The sequence below is a fragment of the Streptomyces sp. NPDC006393 genome, assembly GCF_040628575.1.
Lineage (GTDB): Bacteria > Actinomycetota > Actinomycetes > Streptomycetales > Streptomycetaceae > Streptomyces.
The window spans coordinates 22,371-44,669 of the sequence record NZ_JBEXZD010000066.1 but is presented as its reverse complement, the minus strand read 5'-3'; the positions used below and the strand labels follow the sequence as shown (position 1 = coordinate 44,669).

Here is a 22,299-nt window from a genome sequence, read left to right as displayed (position 1 = left end):
GGAGAGGAATCCGCGCAGCTCGTCGATCATGTCGAGGGCGTCGTTGATGCCGTGTTCGTGCTGGAGGATCAGCACGTCCCAGGTGACGTCGGGGGTGACGTTGGGGTTGCCGTCGCGGTCGCCGCCGATCCAGGTGCCGAAGGTGAGGGGGCGGGTGTCGTCGGGGAGCTTGACGCCGACGCGCTCCAGTTCGGCGGTGAGGTCCTCGAGGACGTCGCCGACGGCGCCGGCATGGAGTTCGTCGAGGTAGTAGATGGCGTTGCGGGCCTCGTCGGTGGGTTCGGGGCGGACGACACGGAGTTCGTCGGTCTGCCAGACGAGGTCGATGTTCTCGGCCAGCCGGGTGTCCAGGCGCCGGCGGTCGGATTCGAGGACCGGGGTCTCCAGGAGCGCGGCGATGCGCCGGAGCTTGTTGAGGACGGAGCGGCGCGCGGCCTCGGTGGGGTGCGCGGTGAACACCGGGCGGACGTTGAGGTGCTGGACGGTCTGGCGCAGGTGTTCGGGGTCGGCGTCCTTGAGCCGGTCGGCGGTGCGGGAGATGAGGCCGCCCTCGGCGGCGCGGCGGGCGCGCAGTTCGCGTCCGCGGTGGACCTGCTCGGTGACGTTGGCGAGGTGGAAGTAGGTGGAGAAGGCGCGGACCAGCTTGGCCGCGGTCTCCAGTTCGGTGCCGCGCAGCAGCTCGGCGGCGGCCTCACCGTCCTCGCGGGTGAGGCGGCGTACCTTCTCGACCAGGTCGAGGAGCTCGGGGCCCTCCTGCCTCACCAGGGTCTCCCCCAGGAGGTCACCCAGTCGGCGGATGTCGGCGCGCAGCTCGCTGCTGGTCGTGGTCTGGTCGTCGGCACTGCTCACAGGTGCGGCTCCTTGCAGTGTTGAAGCTCGTCTGGGAGGGGACCCGGATGGGTGCCGCGCGGCGGCTGCCGCATACGGACCGGGCATCCGGGAAGGAATCTTCAGAGCGGACCGCGCTGTCCGACCGACTCCAAGTCTAGGTGTCGGCCGGGACGCGCAGGCCAGGGGCTCTTGCCGCGCGGCGACGCACTGCCATACTTACGTCGCCGTAGGTTACGGAACCGTAGGGAGCTGGTCGTTTCCGAAACCCACCGGCACCACCGGCACCACCGGCATCTGTCACGACCCTCGACCCCACAGGGGACGCCCATGACCACAAGCTCCTCCGATGTGCTCGACGACGCCCCGGAGGCCGCCGTCGGCGTGATGCCCTCCGCCACTCTGGGCGGCGAGCGGAAGCGTTCGATCGAGCAGATCACGCTGCTGCTGTTCATCACCGTTCCGTTCCTGGCGCTGCTCGCCGCGGTGCCGCTGGCCTGGGGGTGGGGGGTGAGCTGGCTGGACCTCGGTCTGCTGGTCTTCTTCTACTTCCTCGGCTGCCACGGCATCACGATCGGCTTCCACCGCCACTTCACGCACGGTTCCTTCAAGGCCAAGCGGCCCTTGAAGGTGGCGCTCGCCATCGCGGGGTCGATGGCGGTCGAGGGCCCGCTGGTGCGCTGGGTGGCCGACCACCGCAAGCACCACAAGTTCTCGGACGCGGACGGCGACCCGCACTCGCCGTGGAAGTACGGTGAGACGATTCCCGCCCTGGTCAAGGGCCTGTACTGGGCGCATGTCGGCTGGATGTTCGACGAGGAGCAGACCCCGCAGGACAAGTACGCGCCGGATCTGATCAAGGACCCGGCGATGCGGCGGATCTCCCGGCAGTTCGTGCTGTGGACGACCGTGTCGCTGGTGCTGCCGGCGCTGATCGGCGGCCTGGTGACGATGTCGTGGTGGGGTGCGGTCACGGCGTTCTTCTGGGGTTCGCTCGTCCGGGTGGCGTTGCTGCACCACGTGACCTGGTCGATCAACTCCATCTGCCACGCGGTGGGCAAGCGCCCGTTCAAGTCGCGGGACCGCTCGGGCAACGTGTGGTGGCTGGCGATCCTGTCCTGCGGCGAGTCCTGGCACAACCTGCACCACGCCGACCCGACCTCCGCCCGGCACGGTGTGGAGCGCGGCCAGCTGGATTCGTCCGCCCGGATCATCCGCTGGTTCGAGCAGCTCGGCTGGGCGTACGACGTGCGCTGGCCGTCACGCTCGCGTATCGATTCCCGCCGGAACACCGACGAACGCGGCTCCCGGCACCGGAAGGAGAGCGCCGAGGCGGCATGATTGACGCCGTGGCGACCGACTCCAGCACTCCCAGCAGCGACAAGCCGCGGCGCACCCGCCGCACCCGTATGACCGGTGCCGAGCGCCGCCAGCAGCTGCTGGAGATCGGTCGCACCCTGTTCGCGGCGAAGGGTTTCGAGGCCACGTCGGTGGAGGAGATCGCGGCGAAGGCCGGGGTGTCCAAGCCGGTGGTGTACGAGCACTTCGGCGGCAAGGAGGGCCTGTACGCGGTGGTGGTGGACCGCGAGATGCGGCGCCTGCTGGACATGGTGACCAGCTCGCTGACCGCCGGCCATCCGCGGGAGCTGTGCGAACAGGCGGCCTTCGCACTCCTGGACTACATCGAGGAGTACACGGACGGCTTCCGCATCCTGGTCCGCGACTCCCCGATCCCCCAGTCCACGGGCTCCTTCGCGTCGCTGATCTCCGACATCGCCACCCAGGTGGAGGACATCCTGGGCCGCGAGTTCAAGTCCCGCGGCTTCGACCCGAAGCTGGCCCCGCTCTACGCCCAGGCGCTGGTCGGCATGGTCGCCCTGACCGGCCAGTGGTGGCTGGACGTGCGCCGCCCGAAGAAGGCGGAGGTGGCCGCCCATCTGGTCAACCTGGCCTGGCACGGCCTGGACGGCCTGGAACCGAAGCCGCGGCTGATGGGGCACCGGAAGAGCTGAGGCTCACCGGAAAAGGTGACACTAGTGGGCAGTTAGATCGACCTTGTGGAAACATGGCCGCATGACTCAGATCGCGATCAGCGCAGCCCGCTCCCAGCTCGGCGACCTCGTCCGACGTGCAGCGCACAGCCGCGAGACCATCGCTCTCACCGATCACGGACACGTGGCCGCGCTCCTCGTCTCGCCGCAGGTGATAGAGGATCTCGAAGACGCCTTGGCCGTCTCCGACTATCTGCGGCGCAAGGCCGAGGGGACGCTGGGCGAGGGCATCCCGCACGAGGAAGTGGGCCGCATCCTGGGGCTGCGTCCGTGACCTACCGCATCATCTGGGAGCCGGGTGCCACGGACGAGGCCGTACGGTTCCTCAAGGACGATCCGACCGGGCTCGCGGCCGTCTACGAAGCCGTCGACGGGCTGGCCGAGACACCGCGCCCAGCCAACTCCACCCCTTATGGACCCCATATCCGCCGCCTGCGCGTCGGCGATTACCGCGTCTTCTACGTCATCGAAGACGATGTGGTCCGCATCCTGATCACGCATCTGGGCCGGACAGCCTGACCGGCTCCAGGAACTCCAGCCGGTTGCCCACCGGGTCCTGCGAGTAGAAGCGCCGGTGGCCGGGGAGGTCGTCGTCCCAGGTCACCCGCGCGCCGCGCTCGGCCAGCCGGGTCGCGTACGCCTCGATGCCCGTCACCCTCAGCCCGGGGTGGGCCTTCTTCGCGGGCCGGAAGTCGTTCTCGATGCCCAGGTGGAGCTGGACGGACCCGGCCTGGAACCAGCAGCCCCCGCGCGCGGCCAGGACCGGCGGCTTGGGGATCTCCGTCATGCCGAGGACGCCGGCGTAGTACGCCCTCAGCTCGTCCTCGGAGCCGGGCGGGGCGGCGAGCTGGACATGGTCGATGGCCGTGAGCATGGGTCACGCCTCCTTGACCGCGACCGCGAAGAGGCGGCGGAACGGGAACGGGGTGCCGTGCGGACCGGCCGGGTACGCCTCGCGCAGCGCGGCCCGGTACTCGGCGAGGAACGCGTCGCGGGCCTCCGGGTCGTCGGCGAGCGCCGTGAGGACCGGGCGCAGGCCCGTGCCCTTCACCCAGTCCAGGACGGGGTCCTGGCCGGTCAGCAGGTGGATGTACGTCGTCTCCCACACATCGGCCGCGCAGCCCAGCCCGGTCAGCCGCTCCAGGTACGCCTCGGGGGCGAGCACCGCGTCCTCGTGCCGCAGGACGTCGCCGAGGCGGTCGCGCCAGCGGGCGGAACCGGCGAGGTCGCGCATCAGCCGGTGGCTGGGGGCGGAGAAGTTGCCGGGCACCTGGAAGGCGAAGGCGCCGCCCGGCTCGAGGGCCGCCACCCAGTCGGCGAAGCGCTCCACGTGCCCCGGCACCCACTGGAGGGTGGCGTTGCTGACGATCAGGTCGTACGGCTCGGTGGGCGTCCAGGTGCGGGCGTCGGCGGCGGTGAAGTCGAGGCGGCCGCCGCCGGGGGTGGGGCCCTCGTGATCCACCACGGCCTTGTCGAGCATCTCGGGCGAGTTGTCGTAGCCGGTGATGTGCGCGGTGGGCCAGCGGTCCGCGAGGAGGACGGTGACATTGCCGGGGCCGCAGCCGAGGTCGGCGATGCGGGGCTGGTGCGGGTCCGCGGGCAGGTCCGGGACGTGGGCGAGGAGGTCGGTGAAGGGGCGGGCCCGGTGGCCGGCGTGGCGCAGGTACTGGGCGGGGTCCCAGACGGGACTGTCGGCGCGGCGGGCACGGCGGGTGCTTTCAGAACTTTCGGGGCTTTCGGGACTTTCGGCGGACATGGCGGCCTCCCTATTATCTCGACTCCAAGATAGTTGATATCAAGAGACTTCACATCGACACAACCACTACACTGATCGCATGGAGGACGAGGTCGATCGGCTGGTCGCGGCGTGGCGGCGGGAGCGCCCGGACCTCGACGTGGAACCGCTCGAGGTGCTCAGTCGGGTGAGCAGGCTGGCCCGGCATCTGGACCGCGCACGCCGGCTGGCCTTCGCCGAGCACAGCCTGGAGCCCTGGGAGTTCGACGTGCTGACCGCGCTCAGGCGCGCGGGAGCGCCGTACCAGCTCTCCCCGGGACAGCTTCTGACCCAGACCCTGGTCACCTCGGGCACCATGACCAACCGCATCGACCGGCTGGCGAAGAAGGGCCTGGTGGAGCGGCTGCCCGACCCCAGCGACCGGCGCGGTGTGCTGGTCCGCCTCACCGAGGAGGGCCGCGACCGCGCGGACCAGTCCCTCGCGGGCCTGCTGGAGCAGGAGCGCGCGATCCTGGCCGAACTGTCCTCCGCCCAGCGCGCCGAACTCGCCGGTCTGCTACGCCAGCTGACCGCCCCGTTCGACAACATCCCCGGCTAGGTCGTCCCCGGCCAGGTCGACGGGCCCGACCCCGGCCCGGCGGGCCAGGGCGACGGCCGCGAGCGTGGAGTGCACGCCGAGCTTGCCCAGGACGTTCTGCATGTGCGTGCGCACGGTGTGCGGGGACAGGTACAGGCGCTCGGCGACGGCCTTGCGCCCCAGTCCGGCGACCATGCAGCGCAGCACCTCACGCTCGCGCGGCGTCAGGGACTCCACCAGCCGTTCGCTCTCGGTGCGGTGCTTGCGCGCGGCTGTCAACTCCCGCAGGACGCCGGTGAGCAGGGCCGGCGGCAGATGCGTCTCGTCGCGCAGCACCCCGCGGATGACGGTGAGCAGCCGCGACAGCGAGCAGTCCTTGGCCACCCAGCCGCAGGCGCCGGCCTGGAGGGCGAGCGCGGCCCGGCGCGGGTCGTCCTTCTCGGCGAGGACGACGGTCCGCACCCCGGGGTGTGCGCCGCGTACGCCGGTGACCAGGGAGATCCCGTCCACCAGCCCGTCGGCGTTGCCCTCCTGGACGGGCACGGCGGCCCGGCCCCCGGGCACGTTCCCACCGAGATCGGCGTCGACGAGCAGCACGTCGAAGCGGCGGCCCTCGGCACCGGCCCGCTCCAGGCAGCGCAGCGCCGTCGGCCCGGACCCGGCGGCGGAGACGTCGACGTCCGGCTCCGCGGCCAGCGCGGCGGCGAGCGACTCGGCGAAGATGCGGTGGTCGTCGACGACCAGAACGCGGATACGCACCACTGAAACCCCCTTCCCCGAGCTCCTCGGCGGAGCAGGGGATTCCCATTGTCCGAGACGTCGGCACCACCGACACCGCCGGCACGGCTGACACCGCCGGCAGCGCTGACCGCTCTCACCGGCGCGGGTACGACGCCCGGGGTGGGCGCCACCGCCGCACGGCCGCCGCCATGCGGAACAGTTACCCCCACTTCGGGCGTCGTACCCGGCTGTCTCGCCCCCTGATCGGCACCGGCCCCCACCGGTACCGCTCCTCAGAGTACGGCCGGGGGCCGGAAGGGGAAGGCAATTCGCAGAACTGACCGTCCGGCGCGTTTAAGGTGTGCCGCATGTTTCGTATTGAGGCAGAAGTCGACAAGCAGCGCCGTGATCTGCTCCGCTCCCGCCTCCGCGACACGAACACGGCCGCGTCCCCGGTCCTGGCCGCCCTGCGCGGAACCCCCGCCGCACGTGACATCCCCCTGCACGTCTGGGCCCTGGACGAGTCGGGCGGCCTGGCCGGCGGCCTGGTCGGCCACACCTGGACGACCTGGCTGCACGTGACCTACCTCTGGGTCGACGCACCGCACCGGGGCGAGGGCCTCGGCTCCCGCCTCCTCACCCGCGCCGAACGCATCGCCCACGACGAACGCGGCTGCCACGGCGCCCGCCTGGAGACCTGGGACTTCCAGGCCCCGCAGTTCTACCGCCGACACGGCTACAAGGTGGTCTGCGCGATCCCCGACTACCCGCCGGGCATCACGGAGTACACCTTGATCAAGCCACTGCGCTGACGGGTCCCCCATGAACCGCACATACCCGAACCAGACCGCAAGGCCCCGCAAGACAGAAGCCGACAACGCAGAGAAACAGTGATTTCGCGGTGTACTGAGGTCCCCCGTATCTCCTGGCGCGCCGTCAGCCCTCTGAAGACGGCAGGCGGGCACGACATTACCGAGGCTTGCCAAGTGCCTGACGACGCCGGGCACTTCGTGGTTCCTGGCCGGATCTCGCGGGCGGCGCCGGGTCGTGGTCGGCGCCGCCGCTTGGTCTGGGGGCGTCAGGCCAGTCGTCGGGCCCCCGCCGAGGGGACTGCCTCGAAGATCCGGGGGGGTGTGAAGCCGGCGCCGGCGAAGGCCTCCTCGATGGCCTTGGTCAGGGTCGGGACGTCGGCCTCCTCCGTGAGGACGATCGCGGAGCCGCCGAAGCCGCCGCCGGTCATACGAGCACCCAGTGCGCCCGCGCTCAGGGCCGTGTCGACGATCAGGTCGAGTTCCGGGCAGGAGATGCGGAAGTCGTCGCGCAGGGAGGCGTGGCCCGCGGTGAGGACGGGGCCGATGGCGCGGGGGTCGCCGGACTCCAGGAGGGAGACGACCCGTTCGACGCGCTGGTTCTCGGTGACGATGTGGCGGACCAGGCGGCGGACCTCCTCCTCGTCGCCCAGCTGTCGCAGGGCCGCGTCCAGGCCGTCGTAGGGGACGTCCCGCAGGGCGTCCACGCCCAGCAGGGCCGCGCCCTTCTCGCAGCCGGCGCGGCGCTTGCCGTACTCGCCGTCGCTGTGGGCGTGCTTGACCCGGGTGTCGACCACCAGCAGGCGCAGCCCCCGGCCCGCCAGGTCGAAGGGGATCTGGCGCTGGGACAGGTCGCGGGTGTCCAGGAACAGGGCGTGGCCGGCCTCGCAGCAGGCCGCGGCCGTCTGGTCCATGATGCCGGTCGGGGCGCCGACATAGACGTTCTCGGCGCGCTGGCACAGGCGGGCCAGCTGCCAGCCCTTCAGGCCCAGGGCACAGAGGTCGTTCAGGGCGAGGGCGACCACGACCTCCAGCGCCGCCGAGGAGGACAGGCCCGCGCCGGAGGGGACCGTCGACGTCAGGTGCACGTCCGCGCCCGTCACCGCGTGGCCGGCCTCCCGCAGGGCCCAGACCACGCCCGCCGGGTACGCCGTCCAGTCCTTGTCGGAACCGGGCGCCAGGTCGTCGACGCGCAGCTCGACGGGGCCGCCGGGCACGTCCGCCGAGTGCAGGCGCAGCACGCCGTCCTCGCGCCGCGCCACCGCGGCGATCGTGACGTGCGGCAGCGCGAAGGGCATCACGAAGCCGTCGTTGTAGTCGGTGTGCTCGCCGATCAGGTTGACGCGGCCCGGCGCCGCCCAGACTCCGTCCGGTTCGGCACCGTAGAGAGCCGTGAAGGCTTCTGCCGTCACCCGGGCCCGCCGGGTCTCTTCCGTCTCTTGCGCCGCCACTACTGCTCCCTCGCGATGTACTGCGCGAACTCCCAGGCGTCCGCGACGATGCCCGCGAGGTCCGCGCGGGACGGGTTCCAGCCGAGCGTCTCGCGGGCGGCGGCGGCCGAGGCGACCAGGACCGCCGGGTCGCCGGCCCGGCGCGGGGCCACGACCTCCGGGATCGGGTGGCCGGTGACCTGCCGGACCGTCTCGATCACCTCGCGGACCGAGAAGCCGTTGCCGTTGCCGAGGTTGCAGATCAGGTGCTCGCCCGGGACGGCGGCCCGCACGGCGAGCAGGTGGGCGTCGGCCAGGTCCGCCACGTGGATGTAGTCGCGGACGCAGGTGCCGTCGGGGGTGGCGTAGTCGTCGCCGTAGATCGAGATGGCGTCGCGACGGCCCTGGGCGACCTGAAGGACCAGGGGGATCAGGTGCGACTCGGGGTCGTGGCGCTCGCCGTACGTGCCGTAGGCGCCGGCCACGTTGAAGTAGCGCAGCGAGACCGCGCCCAGGCCGTGGGCCGCCGCCTCGCCGGTGATCATGTGGTCGACGGCGAGCTTGGAGGCGCCGTAGGGCGAGGTCGGGGCCGCCGGGTCGGTCTCGGTGATCGGGGTGTTCACCGGCTCGCCGTAGGTCGCGGCCGTGGAGGAGAAGACGAGCTTCTTCACGCCGGCCTCGCGCATGGCGCCGAGCAGGGCCATGGTGCCGCCGACGTTGTTGTCCCAGTACTTCTCCGGTTTCACCACCGACTCGCCGACCTGCGAGAACGCCGCGAAGTGCAGCACCGCGTCGAAGGAGGGGTGCAGCCACTTGGCGGCGTCCCGGATGTCGCCCTCGATGAAGGCGGCGCCCGCGGGCACACCCTCGCGGAAGCCCGTCGAGAGGTTGTCGAGCACGACGACCTCGTGCCCGGCCTCCAGCAGGTGCTGGGCGACCACGCTCCCCACGTAGCCCGCGCCACCCGTCACCAGGTACTTCCCGCTCATGAACTCGCTACCTCCCGCAGTCGCTCGGCCGCGCGCTCCGGCGGCACGTCGTTGATGAAGACGCTCATGCCGGACTCGGAGCCCGCAAGGAACTTCAGCTTGCCGGAAGTGCGGCGGATGGTGAAAAGCTCGAGGTGGAGCGCGAAGTCCTCGCGGACGACACCCTCGAACTCCTCCAGCGCGCCGAACGGGGCCTGGTGCCAGGCCGCGATGTACGGCGTCGGGGGCTCACCTTCGCCGAACAGCCGGTCGAAGCGCCTCAACAGTTCCAGATAGACCTGTGGGAACTCCGAGCGGGTCGGCTCGTCCAGGGCGAGCAGGTCCGGGACGCGGCGCCTGGGGTAGAGGTGGACCTCGTAGGGCCAGTGCGCGGCGTACGGCACGAAGGCCACCCAGTGGTCGCTCTCCAGGACGATCCGCTCGTCGGCGAGTTCGCGGGCCAGGACGGCGTCGAAGAGGTTCTGCCCGCCGGTCGCCTCCTTGTGGGCGGCCAGCGACCGGAGCATCAGCGCGGTGCGCGGGGTGGTGAAGGGGTAGGCGTAGATCTGGCCGTGCGGGTGTCCCAGCGTGACACCGATCTCGGCGCCCCGGTTCTCGAAGCAGAACACCTGCTGGACGGAGGGCAGATGCGACAGTTCGGACGTACGGTCGGTCCAGGCGTCCAGCACCAGTCGCGCCTGCTCCTCGGTCAGGTCGGCGAAGGAGGAGTCGTGGTCGGAGGTGAAGCAGACGACCTCGCAGCGGCCGGAGTCGCCGGCCAGCGACGGGAAGCGGTTCTCGAACACCACCACGTCGTAGGCGGAATCCGGGATCTCGGTCAGCCGCTCGCCCTCGGTGGGGCACAGGGGGCACTCGTCGGCCGGCGGGTGGTAGGTGCGGCCCTGGCGGTGGGAGGCCACGGCCACCGCGTCGCCGAGCAACTCGTCCCGGCGGATCTCGGAGGTGGTGACGGTCCGCTCCAGGGGCCGGCGGTCGACCGCGTCGCGCACGGTGTCGTCCCGCAGGTCGTAGTAGATGAGCTCACGACCGTCGGCCAGTCGGGTCGAGGTCTTCTTCACTGTCGGACTCCCTACCGGATCCAGGTCCGCTCCGCACTCCATCACCCAACACAATCAAACATAACACATCACAACCCACCACCCCTGTGACGTCAACCCTTCGGCACCCCTTGGACGGCCCTTCGACAACCCTTCGGCACCCTTGCACATCACAATCAAACAAAGACCACCAACAAAAGTGTTCAATTTCTGAACGCGAAGGCGTAGGTTCCCCGCTGGATCAGTTCGCGCAACGAAGCGAGTTCTTATGCAAACCCCCACATACGCACCCGCCTACCTGGCGGCGGAGCTACGACTCCCCACCAACGGCCTGGACTACACGATCCTCGGCATCTACTTCGTGGTCGTCCTCGGCATCGGCTTCGCGGCGCGCCGCTCGGTCAAGACCAGCCTCGACTTCTTCCTCTCCGGCCGCTCCCTGCCCGCGTGGATCACCGGACTGGCGTTCATCTCCGCCAACCTGGCCGCCACCGAGATCCTCGGCATGGCCGCCAACAGCGCCCAGTACGGCGCCTACACCGTGCACTGGTACTGGATCGGCGCCATCCCGGCCATGGTCTTCCTCGGCCTGGTGATGATGCCCTTCTACTACGGCAGCAAAGTGCGCTCGGTGCCCGAGTTCCTGCTGCTGCGCTTCGACCGGGGCGCACATCTGCTCAGTTCGATCCTGTTCGCCTTCGCCGCGATCCTGATCGCCGGAGTGAACCTCTACGCCCTCGCGATCGTCGTGGAGGCGCTGCTGGGCTGGCCGCAGTGGGTGGCGATCGTCGTCGCCGGCTTCTTCGTCCTCGCCTACATCACCCTCGGCGGCCTGTCCTCCGCGATCTACAACGAGGTGCTGCAGTTCTTCGTGATCCTCGCGGCCCTCATCCCGATCGTGGTGCTCAGCCTGAAGAAGGTGGGCGGCTGGGACGGCCTGACCCACAAGCTCACCGCCGCCCACGGCGAGAACTTCACCACCGCCTGGGGCGGCACCGGGATCGGCCACGCCAACCCGCTCGGCGCCAACTGGCTCACCATCGTCCTCGGCCTCGGCTTCGTGCTGTCCTTCGGCTACTGGACGACCAACTTCGCCGAGGTGCAGCGCGCGCTGTCCGCGAAGAACCTCTCCGCCGCCCAGCGCACCCCGCTGATCGCCGCGTTCCCGAAGATCTTCATCGTCTTCCTGGTGATGATCCCCGGCCTGGTCGCCGCCGCCCTGGTGCCGAAGATCGGCACCTCCGGCTCCGGGTTGCAGTACAACGACGCCATCCCGTACCTGATGCAGGAGCTGCTGCCCAACGGCGTGCTCGGCATCGCGGTGACCGGTCTGCTCGCCGCCTTCATGGCCGGCATGGCGGCGAACGTCTCGTCGTTCAACACCGTGTTCACCAACGACATCTGGGCCAAGTACGTCGTCAAGGACCGCGAGGACACCTACTACGTGCGGTTCGGGCGGCTGATCACCGCGATCGGCGTGCTCGCCTCGATCGGCACGGCGTTCCTGGCGTCGTCGTTCTCGAACATCATGAGCTACCTCCAGACGCTGTTCTCCTTCTTCAACGTGCCGATGTTCGTGGTGTTCATCGTCGGCATGTTCTGGAAGCGCGCGTCGAAGAAATCCGGCTTCTGGGGGCTGCTCGCCGGTACGACCGCGGCGATGGTGAACTACTTCGTCCTCTACAAGCACGGCGTCATCGACATCCCCACCGACCAGGGCGCCAACTTCGTCTCCGCGATCGCCGGATTCGTCGCCGGCGCGGTGGTCATGGTGGCGGTGTCGCTGTTCACCAGCCCCCGGCCGCAGGAGGAACTGCGCGGCCTGGTCTACGGCACCCGCTCGCCGGGCATGGCCGAGCCCGCCGCGCCCGGTGACGAGGCCTGGTACCGCAGGCCCGCGCTGCTCGGGTGGGGCGCCGTCGTCCTCGCCGCCCTCTGCTACATCCCGTTCTCGTTCTGATCGCGGGAGGATTGGAAGACCATGTCAGACTCCGGGAACTCCGCACGCCGCTCCGGGCACTCCGAGCCCTCCGGGTACTCCGAGCAGGATGTGCAGCGGGAAGTCACCGAACTGGAGGGCAAGTCCGCGACCGCCGCGCGGATCTTCGATCTGCGGCGGATCATCGGCGGGCTGTTCGTGCTGTACGGGATCATCGTGACGGTCACCGGGATCACGGACTCGCAGGCGGCGATCGACAAGGCGCAGGGGGTGAACATCAACCTGTGGACCGGGATCGGGATGCTGGTGCTGGGGGTGTTCTTCCTGGTGTGGCTGAAGCTGCGGCCCATGGCTCCGCCCCAGGGGACCGACTCCGAGTGACGACCCGGCCGCGGGCGGGACGACCGCCCGCGGCCAGGTGGGCGGGACGACCGCCCGCGGCCAGGTGGGCGGGACGACCGCCCGAGGTCATGTGGGCCTGCTCGCACGGTCCAGCAGGCCCGTGCGGGCGGCCAGGGCCGCCGCTTCGAGGCGGGAGCCGACGCCCAGTTTCATCAGGACGCGTTGGACGTGGGTGCGGGCGGTGCTGGGGGCGATGCCCATGCCGGCCGCGATCAGCCGGGTGTCCTCGCCCTCGGCGACCCGGACCAGGACCTCCACCTCCCGCGGGGTGAGCATCCGCAGCAGACGCTGTCCCTCGTCGTCCGGCTGGGCGGCCGGGTTCAGCAGCTCGCCGAAGGCACCCTGCAGCAACTGCGGGGCCACCGCCGCCTCCCCCGCACGCGCCTTCATGATCGCGCGCTCCACACCCTCTATGCGCTCGTCGTGCCGTACGTAGCCGGAGGCGCCCGCGGCGAAGGCCGCCGCGATGCCGCGCGGGGAGGGCACGGGGCCGAGGACGACCACCGCCACCTGCGGGCGTTCCCGCTTGATCTTCGCCACCGGGTCGAACGCCCCCGGCTCGGCCGGTGCCGCCGTGCCCAGCAGGCACACCTCCGGCGCGCGGCTGATCACCAGGTCCGCCGCGCCCGCTGCCGGTGCCGCGGCGGCCAGCACGCGGTGCCCCCGCAGCTTCAGCGCCGAGGCCAGCGCCTCGGCGAGCAGTCGGTGGTCGTCGACCACCATGAGCCGCACTCCCATCGAGCAACCCCCCAGTCCCCCAACGGATGCCCAATCGGGCCGTCCACGCTCCGACAGGCTCGAACGGGCGGGAAGCCCCCCGGCAGTCCCGCCCCGCATGCCCCCGGAAGCTACACGCTAGTTCGACGTCGCGCTGCCCCTACCGGCGAGAAGCACCCCGGATCGGCGGACTTTTTGGCCCGCCGCGCGCACGACGGTGACGTGCGGGGGCGCACGCGCGGGTGACGACGGGGCACGAGAGGTGACGAGCGGGTACGGCGACGGCCCCGCCCCCGGATCGGGGACGAGGCCGTCCGCGCCGCCCGCACGTCGTCGGGCCGTCTCACCGGTACGTCGTCAGGCCGTGCCGAAGGCGATGGCCAGATAACGGTCGCTCGAACTGGAGAAGTCCGAGGCGTAGACCTGGGACATGAACAGGCGCCCGTTGTGGTAAAGGATCTCGGCGTAGTCCGTCGAGAAGCTGGTCTCCGCGTCACGGACCGCCTGGTCCGACGGGTTCTCCAGGAGCTTGGTCTCCTTGAACGAGGCGCCGTCGATGCTCACGATCTGACCGCCCTTGTCGTAGGGCGGCTCCTTGTACGCGATGATGTTGCCGCCGTCCATGCGTAGCGGGGTGATGGTGTAGCCGTCTCCCGCGTCCGCGCGCTGGCCGGTCTGCTTGCCGCTGCCGAGGTCGAAGGCGACGACCTCGTTGGTGTCGCGGAAGCTGTCCGAGCTGCCGTCGTGTTCGGCGGTGGCCAGGTAGGCCCGGTCGTTGCCGATCACGATGCCGGAGCAGCCCTCGATCCGGGTGATCCCGTCGCACTTGGCCGCGTACCGGTCGGCGGGCACCGAGATCTTGTTGCGCAGGGCACCCGTCCTGTTGTCGAGGCTGAAGATGTCGGAGATGCCGCGGCCCTTGGCGGAGTCGCCGATGTCCGCCGCGACCACCAGCGGATTCGTCGACACCACGCTCGCGTACTCGACGCCCGTCGCCATCTTGTACTCGGAGATCACCTTCCCGGACTTCGGGTCGATGGTCTGGATGTGCAGCTGGGGGTTGTCGTAGTCACCGCACTTGCGCACCGCCACCAGCTTGTCGCCGCCCGCGTAGCCGGCGTCGTAGCAGGTGTCGCCCGGCTTCGGCGTCCACAGGGCCTTCCCCGTGGCGAGGTCGAAGGCGGCCCCGCCGCTGGTGCTGCCCAGGGCGACCGTGCCCCCGCCGATGGTGACGTTGTCGAGGTTGATCGACTGGTCGCCGGACTTGACCGTCCGCGTCCACAGCTTCGTTCCGGCGTCGAGGTCGATCGCCGAGACCTGGGAGCAGCCGTGGTAGCGCTTGTCCTTGGTCGGCATGGCGGGCTCGTAGGCGACCACCGTCTTGTGGTCCGGCGTGACGTGCCGGGTGACCTGGCAGACCGGGCCGGGCAGCTTGATCGTCCACAGCTTGGTGCCCTTGCCCGGGTCGTAGCCGACGATCTCGGCGACACCGCTCTTGGCGTACACCGTGTCGGTGAGCCAGGAGCCGGAGACGGTGGTGGTGTCGTCCACCTTCGGCATCGGCACCTGGAAGAGCACCTTGGCGTTGGTGTCGGCCGGCACCTTCTCGTCGCCGCGGGTCGGCGTGCCGCCGGTGCCGTCCTTGTCGCCGTCCTTGTCGCCGTCCTTGTCGCCGCCCTTGCCCCCGGTGCCGCCGCTGGTGCCGGCGGTGTCCTTCTTGCCGCCGCCGTCGCCGGACGAGCTCGAGTACAGGACGCCGCCGCCGATGATCAGCGCGATCGCGACGACGGCCGCGACGATGATCATCAGCTGCTTCTTCTTCTCCGCGTCGCCCGACGGGCCCGCCTGTGCCTGCGCGGGCACGGTGGGCTGCTGACCCGGATGCCCGGGCTGTCCGGGGTATCCGTAGCCAGGCTGCGGGGTGCTGTACACGCCGGGCTGCGGGGTGCCGTACCCGCCGGGCTGCTGGGCGTACGGGCTCGGCGCCGGGGCAGGCGTGCCCGGCCCGCCGGGGTAGCCGTAGCCCGCGGGCTGCTGCGGGGGCTGGGGCGCCTGCGGGTAGCCGTAGCCGGGCTGGGGCTGCGGCGGGCCGGACGGCGGGGCCGGAGGCGGCGGGGTCTGCGGGGCGCCCTGGGGCGGCTGGGGGCCCTGCGGGTAGCCGTAGCCGGGGGCGGGCTGCTGCGGGGGCTTGGCGAGGTCCGGGCCGCCCGGCGCGGGCGGGGCCTGCGGCGGCTGCTCGGGCCGCTGGTCCTGCGGCGGGCCGAAACCCCCCTGCTGCGGCGGCTGGTTGGGCGGCGGGGGCGGCGGCTGGGTCATGACGGTACCTCGGATGAACGGGACGGGGTCGGGAGGAGTACGCAACGGCGCCGGCCGCGCTCGGGCGGCCGGCCTCGCCTCACTTGCCGAAGGCGAGCATCAGCTTCTCCCTCGACTCGTCGTTGCCGCTCAGCCGGGTGGTGGAGATGTAGAAGCGTCCGTCGGCCCAGTCGACGTCCTTGGAGAAGAACCCGTTCTCGATCTCCGCGGTGCTCTGCGGGTTCTGCAGCAGCTTGGCGGGGGTGTGGCTCGACCCGGCGGTCGCCACGGACACGACCTGGCCGCCCGCGTCGTACGACGGCTCGACGTACGCGATGAGATTCCCGTTCTCCACCTTGATCGGCAGCATCGAGGTGTCCTGCGGGGACTTCACCCGCCACTTCTCCTTGCCGGTCGCGAGGTTGAGGGCCACGACCTCGTTGGCGCCGGTGGTCGCCCGCGTGGGCAGGTAGAGCGTGGTGGCGTCGGAGGCGACGGCCTGGCAGCCCTGGAGGTCGCGCTCCAGGATGGCCCAGCCGCACTGCGGGTCGAAGGTGGCCTTGGAGTCGACCTGGGAGCGGACGGACCCGTTGTTGTTCAGGGTCGAGATGTTGTAGTGCTTCTTGTTCTCGTCGGTCGAGTACAGCACCACGGGGTCGACGGAGAAGGTCCGCTGGACCGTCCAGCCCTTGGGGATCTTCCTGGTCCACTTGACCTTGCCGGTGGCCGGGTCGAGTTCCTGCACCTCGTCGTGCTCGTTGGAGCTGCCCGCACCGCAGGACGAGACCGAGATCAGCCGGGTGCCGCCCGCGAACGCGCTCGGGAAGCAGGCCTCGCCGTACCGCTTCTTGTCGTAGAGCTTGCGGCCGCTGTCGATGTCGTACGCGACACCCGACTGGGAACGGCCCACCATCAGCGTCTTGCCGGTGACGGTCAGCTCGATGGTGATCGTGCTGTCGAACAGCTGGCCCTCGGAGAGCTTGGTGCTCCAGCCCTTCTTGCCGGTGTTCAGGTCGATCTGCTGGAGCTGGTTGCACGTGGCGCGGTCGCTGGAGCCGCTCTCGTACGCCACGACCACCTTGTCGTCGGCGGACTTCTGCGGGGTCACCGCACAGATCTTCTGCGGGAAGGTGATCGGCTCCCATGTGGGCTTGCCGTCGCCGACGTTGTAGGCGAGGACCTGCTTGTACGCCGCCTTCACCGCCGCCTTGTCGGTGATCCACATGCCGGGGGCGTCGGCGCCGGAACCGGGCGCGTCGGGCGCCTCCTTGTACCAGAGCACCTTCGCCTCGCCGTCCTTGCGGCCCGAGTTGAGGTCCTCAGGGTCGTCGCCGCCGTCGCCGCTGCCGTCGCCGGGGTTGACCGGATCGCCGGACGCGGCCGGCCCCGAGGGCTTGGAGTCGCCGCTCTTCTGCGCGACCGGCTTCTTCTTGCCGCCGTCGTCGCCGCCGGTGACGGCCCACACGGTGCCGCCGACGACGAGCAGCGCGGCCACCGCGGCGCCGATCAGGACCGCGGGCTTGCCCTTGAACGGGTTGCGGGAGCCGCCGCCGGGCGGCGGGGTGCCGGGCGCGCCCGGGAACTGGGCCTGCGGGTAGCCGTAACCGGGCTGCTGCCCGTACGGACCAGGCTGGCCCGGCTGACCGTACGGACCGGGCTGCTGCGGGTAGCCGTACGGACCGGACTGCTGCCCCGGCTGCTGCCCCGGCTGCGGCGGTCGGTCGTAGGGGCCGGGCGCGGGGGCACCGGGCGCGGGGGTACCGGGTGCGGCGGGCGCGCCGTAGGGGCCCGGCTGGGCGTACGGTCCCGTCGGCCCCGGCTGACCGGGCTGGCCCGGCTGTCCGGGCTGGGCGTAGGGGCCGGGCTGCTGCGGGTAGCCGTAGCCGGGCTGGGGCTGGGGCGGACCGGACGGCGGCTGCGCCGGAGGCGGCGGGGTCTGCGGGGCGCCCTGCGGCGGCTGCGCCAGAGGCGGAGGTGTGGCCTGCCGTGGGTCCTGCGGTTCCGGTGGTCCGAATCCGCCCTGCGGCGGCTGGTTGGGCGGCTGAGTCATCAGCGCGTTTCCCCCTCATCGACTGATTTTTAGCCACGCCCTGAGATTCGCGAAGGCCCCAGAGTCGCACTCACACAGGCCGGACACTTCTCCGGCCGCTCCTTCTTATCACCCGGCGCCGACACGCCACCGGGCCGCGTCCGCCCCTGTTCCCAAGGGAGAACCGGCCTGTGATGCCCCCGTTACGCGCCTTCACGACCCCTTCACGCGGCGCGCGCGCCGGTCTTCACACGCCGGTCGTCCCGCGCCGGTCTTCACACGCCGGTCTTCACACGCCGGCCTTCACCGCCTATGCGTCCTCGGCCAGTTCGAGCCAGCGCAGCTCCAGTTCCTCGCGCTCCCCCGTCAGGTCGCGTAGCTGGGCGTCGAGTTCGGCCACCTTCGCGAAGTCCGTGGCGTTCTCGGCGATCTGGGCGTGCAGCGTGGACTCCTTCTCGGAGATCCGGTCCAACTGCCGCTCGATCTTCTGGAGTTCCTTCTTCGCGGCGCGCTGTTCGGCGGCGCTCTTCTCCGTCGTCGCCGGCTTGGGCGCGGCGGCGGAGGCCTGCGCGGCGACCGACTCCTCCATGCGCCGGCGCCGCTCCAGGTACTCGTCGATGCCGCGCGGCAGCATGCGCAGCGTGCCGTCGCCGAGCAGGGCGTGCACCGTGTCGGTGGTGCGCTCGACGAAGAACCGGTCGTGGGAGATGACGATCATCGAGCCGGGCCAGCCGTCGAGGACGTCCTCCAGCTGGGTGAGCGTCTCGATGTCGAGGTCGTTGGTGGGCTCGTCGAGGAAGAGGACGTTGGGCTCGTCCATGAGCAGGCGCAGCAGCTGGAGCCGGCGCCGCTCACCGCCGGACAGGTCGCCCACCGGCGTCCACTGCTTCTCCTTGGTGAAGCCGAACGTCTCGCACAGCTGGCCGGCGGTCATCTCCCGTCCCTTGCCGAGGTCCACGCGCTCGCGCACCTGCTGCACGGCCTCCAGGACCCGCCAGGTGGGGTCGAGTTCGGCGACCTCCTGGGACAGGTACGCCAGCTTCACCGTCCTGCCGACGGCGATCCGGCCGCCCGCGGGCTGTGCCTCGCCCTCGGTCCGGGCGGCCTGCTGCATGGCGCGCAGCAGGGAGGTCTTGCCGGCGCCGTTGACACCGACGAGACCGATGCGGTCGCCGGGGCCGAGCTGCCAGGTGACGTGCTTGAGCAGCACCTTGGGCCCGGCCTGGACGGTCACGTCCTCCAGGTCGAAGACGGTCTTGCCGAGCCGCGAGGAGGCGAACTTCATCAGCTCGCTGCGGTCCCGCGGCGGCGGCACGTCCTTGATCAGCTCGTTGGCGGCCTCGACGCGGAAGCGCGGCTTGGACGTCCGGGCGGGGGCGCCGCGCCGCAGCCAGGCCAGCTCCTTGCGGATCAGGTTCTGCCGCTTGGCCTCCTCGGAGGCGGCGATGCGCTCGCGTTCGGCGCGCGCGAAGACGTAGTCGGAGTAGCCGCCGTCGTACTCGTGGACCGCGCCGCGCTGCACGTCCCACATGCGGGTGCAGACCTGGTCGAGGAACCACCGGTCGTGGGTGACGCACACGAGCGCGGAGCGGCGCTCGCGCAGGTGACCGGCCAGCCAGGAGATGCCCTCGACGTCGAGGTGGTTGGTGGGCTCGTCCAGGACGATCAGGTCCTGCTCCTCGATGAGCAGCTTGGCCAGCGCGATGCGCCGACGCTCACCGCCGGACAGCGGTCCGATGACGGTGTCCAGCCCCTTGGGGAAGCCGGGCAGGTCGAGCCCGCCGAACAGTCCCGTCAGCACGTCCCTGACCTTCGCGTTGCCCGCCCACTCGTGGTCGGCCATGTCCCGGACGACCTCGTGCCGGACGGTCGCCTCGGGGTCGAGGGAGTCGTGCTGCGTGAGCACCCCGAGCCGCAGCCCGCCGGAGTGTGTGACCCGCCCGGAGTCGGCCTCCTCCAGTTTGGCGAGCATCCGGATGAGTGTGGTCTTGCCGTCGCCGTTGCGTCCGACGACCCCGATCCGGTCCCCCTCGGACACGCCGAGTGACACACCGTCGAGCAGGGCACGCGTGCCGTACACCTTGCTGACGTTCTCGACATTGACCAGGTTGACGGCCATTTCACTCCTGTGCGCGGGGGCGGGTCAGCCTTCAAGCGTAGGCCCTCGGGGGTGGGGGGTGACGCGCGAGGCGATGGTCACTCTTTGTGATGACGTGATCGGGAAACGGCCGCTACCGTGGAGGCAGGCAGCAGGATCCCGTCCATGGGAGGAACCATGACCGCCGAGCCCGTAGAGCACCGTGTCGAGTGGCCGGTGCCGCCGCAGGACGGCTACACCGTGGACGACCTCTTCACATTGCCTGATCTCCCGCCGCACACCGAGCTGATCGACGGGAGCCTCGTCATCGTGAGTCCGCAGCGCAACTTCCACGCAGACGTGATCGACCTGCTGGTCAGTGGCCTGAGGCGAAGCGTTCCGAAGAAGTTCAGGGTGAAGCGGGAGATGACCATCGTCCTCGACCGGCGCAACGGCCCTGAGCCCGATGTGAGCGTGGTCCTGGCCGATGCGGTCAGCGGACCGGACCAGACGAGCTACCAGCCGCAGGACGTGCTGCTGGCCGTCGAGGTCGTGTCACCGGACTCGGAGTCCCGCGACCGTACGACCAAGCCGCAGAAGTACGCCGCCGCCGGCATCCCGAACTTCTGGCGCGTCGAGCGCGACGGAACCAGCGGTTACCCGCTTGTCCACGTCTACGAACTCGACCCACTCACGAAGTCCTACGTGCACATGGGCATGCACCGCGACCGGGTCAAGATCGACAAGCCGTACGACATCGACGTCGACCTCACTGCGATCGACGAGTTCTAGCGCCCAGCCACCTCTCACACCACCGCCGCCCCGGCCGCCGGAGACTCCGCGACCCGGGCGGCGCGGCACGTCCCCGACGCCCGCAGCGCCTCCGCCACCGCAGCCGCCGACTCGGCGTCCGCCGCGAGGAACGCCGTCGTAGGCCCCGACCCCGACACCAGCCCCGCCAGCGCCCCCGCCGCACGCCCCGCATCGAGGGTGTCCGCCAGCGACGGCCGCAGGGACAGCGCCGCGGGCTGGAGGTCGTTGGAGAGCGCGGCGGCCAGGGCGGTCGCGTCGCCCTTCGCCAGCGCGGCCAGCAGGTCATCGGAGGCGACCGGTGCGGGAACCGCGATCCCCTCGTTGAGCCGGTCGAACTCGCCGTACACCGCCGGCGTCGACAGCCCGCCCTCTGCGACCGCGAACACCCAGTGGAAGGTGCCCCCGACCTCCAGCGCCGTGAGCTGCTCGCCGCGCCCGGTCCCGAGCGCCGCCCCACCGACCAGGCTGAACGGCACGTCGCTGCCCAGCTCGGCGCAGATGGCGAGGAGTTCGGCGCGCGAGGCACCCGTACCCCACAGCGTGTTGCAGGCGAGCAGCGCGCCCGCGCCGTCCGCGCTGCCGCCCGCCATGCCGCCGGCGACCGGGATGTCCTTGGCGATGTGGATGTGGACGGCCGGCTCGATGCCCCGGCGCGCGGCGAGCGCGACGGCCGCGCGGGCGGCGAGGTTGGTGCGGTCCAGGGGGACCTGGCCGGCGTCCGGGCCCTCGCAGGTGACGCGGAGTTCGTCCGCGGGCGTGACGGTGACCTCGTCGTACAGGCCGACCGCGAGGAAGACGTTCGCCAGGTCGTGGTAGCCGTCCGGGCGGGCGGCGCCGACGGCGAGCTGGACGTTGACCTTGGCCGGGACGCGGACGGTGACGCTCACTGATTGTCGGACTCCCTGTGCTCGGCGATACGCGCGAACTCTTCCACAGTCAGCGCCTCGCCACGCGCCTGCGGCGACACCCCGGCCGCCACCAGGGCCGCCTCGGCCGCCGCCGCCGATCCGGCCCATCCGGCGAGCGCGGCCCGCAGGGTCTTGCGGCGCTGGGCGAAGGCCGCGTCGACGACGGCGAACACCTCGTCCTTGGTGGCCGTGGTCTTGATCGGCTCGGTGCGCCGCACCAGCGACACCAGCCCGCTGTCGACGTTGGGCGCGGGCCAGAAGACGTTGCGGCCGATGGCGCCGGCCCGCTTGACCTCGGCGTACCAGTTCGCCTTGACGGACGGCACGCCGTACACCTTGGAGCCGGGGTCGGCGGCGAGCCGGTCGGCGACCTCCGACTGCACCATCACGAGGGTGCGCTCGATGCTCGGGAAGGTGTCGAGCATGTGCAGCAGCACGGGGACGGCGACGTTGTACGGCAGGTTCGCCACCAGGGCGGTCGGGGCCGGGCCCGGCAGCTCGGTGACGTGCATGGCGTCGGAGTGCACCAGGGCGAACCGGCCGGCGCGGTCGGGCATGCGGGCGGCCACGGTCGAGGGCAGCGCGGCGGCGAGCACGTCGTCGATCTCGACGGCGGTCACCCGGTCGGCGGCCTGGAGCAACGCCAGGGTGAGGGAGCCGAGCCCCGGGCCGACCTCGACGACCACGTCCTCGGGGTGGACGTCGGCGGTGCGGACGATACGGCGGACCGTGTTCGCGTCGATCACGAAGTTCTGGCCGCGCTGTTTGGTGGGGCGCACGCCGAGGGCGGCCGCCAGCTCACGGACGTCGGCGGGGCCCAGGAGGGCGTCGGGGGTGGGGCTGCTCACGGCACAAGGGTACGGGGGTGCGGACCGGGTCTCGCCCCGGTCCGGCCCGATCGACGAGACACCCCCGGCCGTACGGTCCGTCCCCGCACCGCGGC

Annotated in this window: 22 protein-coding genes; 9 read left to right on the top strand and 13 right to left on the bottom strand. The window is 71.0% G+C overall.

The window, feature by feature from the left end; all coding sequences use genetic code 11:
* The coding region (locus ABZ484_RS24770) for a phosphoenolpyruvate carboxylase (protein ID WP_358868112.1) at positions 1–849 on the bottom strand (849 nt) is incomplete at its 3' end.
* Between the two features lie 309 nt (positions 850–1,158).
* Here ABZ484_RS24770 and ABZ484_RS24765 point away from each other — a divergent pair.
* The 4 genes from ABZ484_RS24765 (at position 1,159) to ABZ484_RS24750 (ending at position 3,398) form a co-directional block, all read left to right on the top strand.
* Positions 1,159–2,169, top strand: a complete 1,011-nt coding sequence (locus ABZ484_RS24765) for a fatty acid desaturase (RefSeq protein WP_358868111.1) — start codon at positions 1,159–1,161, stop codon at positions 2,167–2,169.
* Positions 2,166–2,840 (top strand): TetR/AcrR family transcriptional regulator, encoded by a 675-nt coding sequence (locus tag ABZ484_RS24760; RefSeq protein WP_358868110.1) that lies wholly within the window; start codon positions 2,166–2,168, stop codon positions 2,838–2,840. Before ABZ484_RS24765 ends, ABZ484_RS24760 begins: the two co-directional genes overlap by 4 nt.
* 61 nt (positions 2,841–2,901) lie before the next feature.
* Positions 2,902–3,153 (top strand): type II toxin-antitoxin system Phd/YefM family antitoxin, encoded by a 252-nt coding sequence (locus ABZ484_RS24755; protein WP_306185893.1) that lies wholly within the window; start codon positions 2,902–2,904, stop codon positions 3,151–3,153.
* Positions 3,150–3,398, top strand: coding sequence for a type II toxin-antitoxin system RelE/ParE family toxin (locus tag ABZ484_RS24750; RefSeq protein ID WP_358868109.1), 249 nt, complete (start codon positions 3,150–3,152; stop codon positions 3,396–3,398). The genes ABZ484_RS24755 and ABZ484_RS24750 overlap by 4 nt, the downstream gene beginning before the upstream one ends.
* Here the strand turns inward: ABZ484_RS24750 and ABZ484_RS24745 are convergent.
* Together ABZ484_RS24745 and ABZ484_RS24740 are read right to left on the bottom strand one after the other, a co-directional pair.
* The gene (locus ABZ484_RS24745) at positions 3,373–3,753 is read right to left on the bottom strand and encodes a VOC family protein (protein WP_358868108.1); all 381 of its coding nucleotides are present in this window, start codon (positions 3,751–3,753) and stop codon (positions 3,373–3,375) included. The genes ABZ484_RS24750 and ABZ484_RS24745 overlap by 26 nt on opposite strands.
* Positions 3,754–3,756: 3 nt before the next feature.
* Complete coding sequence (locus ABZ484_RS24740) at positions 3,757–4,635, bottom strand: trans-aconitate 2-methyltransferase (protein ID WP_358868107.1); 879 nt, start codon at positions 4,633–4,635, stop codon at positions 3,757–3,759.
* A gap of 79 nt (positions 4,636–4,714) precedes the next feature.
* Here ABZ484_RS24740 and tamR point away from each other — a divergent pair, with 79 nt between their 5' ends.
* Positions 4,715–5,212 (top strand): MarR family transcriptional regulator TamR, encoded by a 498-nt coding sequence (tamR, locus tag ABZ484_RS24735; RefSeq protein WP_358868106.1) that lies wholly within the window; start codon positions 4,715–4,717, stop codon positions 5,210–5,212.
* On the opposite strand, the gene ABZ484_RS24730 is transcribed toward tamR, so the two are convergent.
* Entirely contained in the window at positions 5,171–5,953 is a 783-nt protein-coding gene (locus tag ABZ484_RS24730) for a response regulator transcription factor (protein WP_358868105.1), read from the bottom strand. The genes tamR and ABZ484_RS24730 overlap by 42 nt on opposite strands.
* 326 nt (positions 5,954–6,279) lie before the next feature.
* On the opposite strand from ABZ484_RS24730, the gene ABZ484_RS24725 reads away from it, so the two are divergent.
* Positions 6,280–6,723, top strand: coding sequence for a GNAT family N-acetyltransferase (locus tag ABZ484_RS24725; protein WP_358868104.1), 444 nt, complete (start codon positions 6,280–6,282; stop codon positions 6,721–6,723).
* Positions 6,724–6,989: 266 nt separating this feature from the next.
* Here the strand turns inward: ABZ484_RS24725 and galK are convergent, their stop codons facing one another.
* From galK to galT, 3 genes are read right to left on the bottom strand one after another with little or no spacing between them, the layout of a single operon-like run.
* A complete protein-coding gene (gene galK / locus ABZ484_RS24720) occupies positions 6,990–8,132 on the bottom strand; it encodes a galactokinase (protein ID WP_358868113.1) in 1,143 nt (380 codons plus the stop codon).
* 38 nt (positions 8,133–8,170) lie between these two features.
* Positions 8,171–9,139, bottom strand: a complete 969-nt coding sequence (gene galE, locus ABZ484_RS24715; RefSeq protein ID WP_358868103.1) for a UDP-glucose 4-epimerase GalE — start codon at positions 9,137–9,139, stop codon at positions 8,171–8,173.
* On the bottom strand, positions 9,136–10,197 hold the full coding sequence (gene galT, locus ABZ484_RS24710; RefSeq protein ID WP_358868102.1) for a galactose-1-phosphate uridylyltransferase: 1,062 nt from the start codon (positions 10,195–10,197) through the stop codon (positions 9,136–9,138). The genes galE and galT overlap by 4 nt, the downstream gene beginning before the upstream one ends.
* 247 nt (positions 10,198–10,444) lie before the next feature.
* Here galT and ABZ484_RS24705 point away from each other — a divergent pair, with 247 nt between their 5' ends.
* Together ABZ484_RS24705 and ABZ484_RS24700 are read left to right on the top strand one after the other, a co-directional pair.
* On the top strand, positions 10,445–12,136 hold the full coding sequence (locus tag ABZ484_RS24705; RefSeq protein WP_358868101.1) for a sodium:solute symporter family protein: 1,692 nt from the start codon (positions 10,445–10,447) through the stop codon (positions 12,134–12,136).
* A 21-nt stretch (positions 12,137–12,157) separates the two neighbouring features.
* A complete protein-coding gene (locus ABZ484_RS24700) occupies positions 12,158–12,496 on the top strand; it encodes a hypothetical protein (protein WP_358868100.1) in 339 nt (112 codons plus the stop codon).
* A gap of 87 nt (positions 12,497–12,583) precedes the next feature.
* Here ABZ484_RS24700 and ABZ484_RS24695 read toward each other — a convergent pair whose 3' ends face one another.
* From ABZ484_RS24695 to ABZ484_RS24680, 4 genes are all read right to left on the bottom strand, one after another.
* Positions 12,584–13,255, bottom strand: a complete 672-nt coding sequence (locus ABZ484_RS24695; RefSeq protein WP_358868099.1) for a response regulator transcription factor — start codon at positions 13,253–13,255, stop codon at positions 12,584–12,586.
* A gap of 336 nt (positions 13,256–13,591) precedes the next feature.
* On the bottom strand, positions 13,592–15,550 hold the full coding sequence (locus ABZ484_RS24690) for a PQQ-binding-like beta-propeller repeat protein (RefSeq protein ID WP_358868098.1): 1,959 nt from the start codon (positions 15,548–15,550) through the stop codon (positions 13,592–13,594).
* 79 nt (positions 15,551–15,629) lie between these two features.
* A complete protein-coding gene (locus ABZ484_RS24685; RefSeq protein ID WP_358868097.1) occupies positions 15,630–17,579 on the bottom strand; it encodes a PQQ-binding-like beta-propeller repeat protein in 1,950 nt (649 codons plus the stop codon).
* Between the two features lie 289 nt (positions 17,580–17,868).
* Positions 17,869–19,677 (bottom strand): ABC-F family ATP-binding cassette domain-containing protein, encoded by a 1,809-nt coding sequence (locus tag ABZ484_RS24680; RefSeq protein WP_358868096.1) that lies wholly within the window; start codon positions 19,675–19,677, stop codon positions 17,869–17,871.
* Positions 19,678–19,821: 144 nt separating this feature from the next.
* Between ABZ484_RS24680 and ABZ484_RS24675 the strand changes: the two genes are divergently transcribed.
* Positions 19,822–20,427 carry a Uma2 family endonuclease gene (locus ABZ484_RS24675; RefSeq protein ID WP_358868095.1) on the top strand — a complete coding sequence of 202 codons (606 nt, stop codon included), beginning with the start codon at positions 19,822–19,824 and terminating at the stop codon, positions 20,425–20,427.
* Between the two features lie 14 nt (positions 20,428–20,441).
* Here the strand turns inward: ABZ484_RS24675 and ABZ484_RS24670 are convergent, their stop codons facing one another.
* A complete protein-coding gene (locus ABZ484_RS24670) occupies positions 20,442–21,335 on the bottom strand; it encodes a 4-(cytidine 5'-diphospho)-2-C-methyl-D-erythritol kinase (protein WP_358868094.1) in 894 nt (297 codons plus the stop codon).
* Complete coding sequence (rsmA, locus tag ABZ484_RS24665) at positions 21,332–22,204, bottom strand: 16S rRNA (adenine(1518)-N(6)/adenine(1519)-N(6))-dimethyltransferase RsmA (protein ID WP_358868093.1); 873 nt, start codon at positions 22,202–22,204, stop codon at positions 21,332–21,334. The genes ABZ484_RS24670 and rsmA overlap by 4 nt, the downstream gene beginning before the upstream one ends.
* Positions 22,205–22,299: the final 95 nt, after the last annotated feature.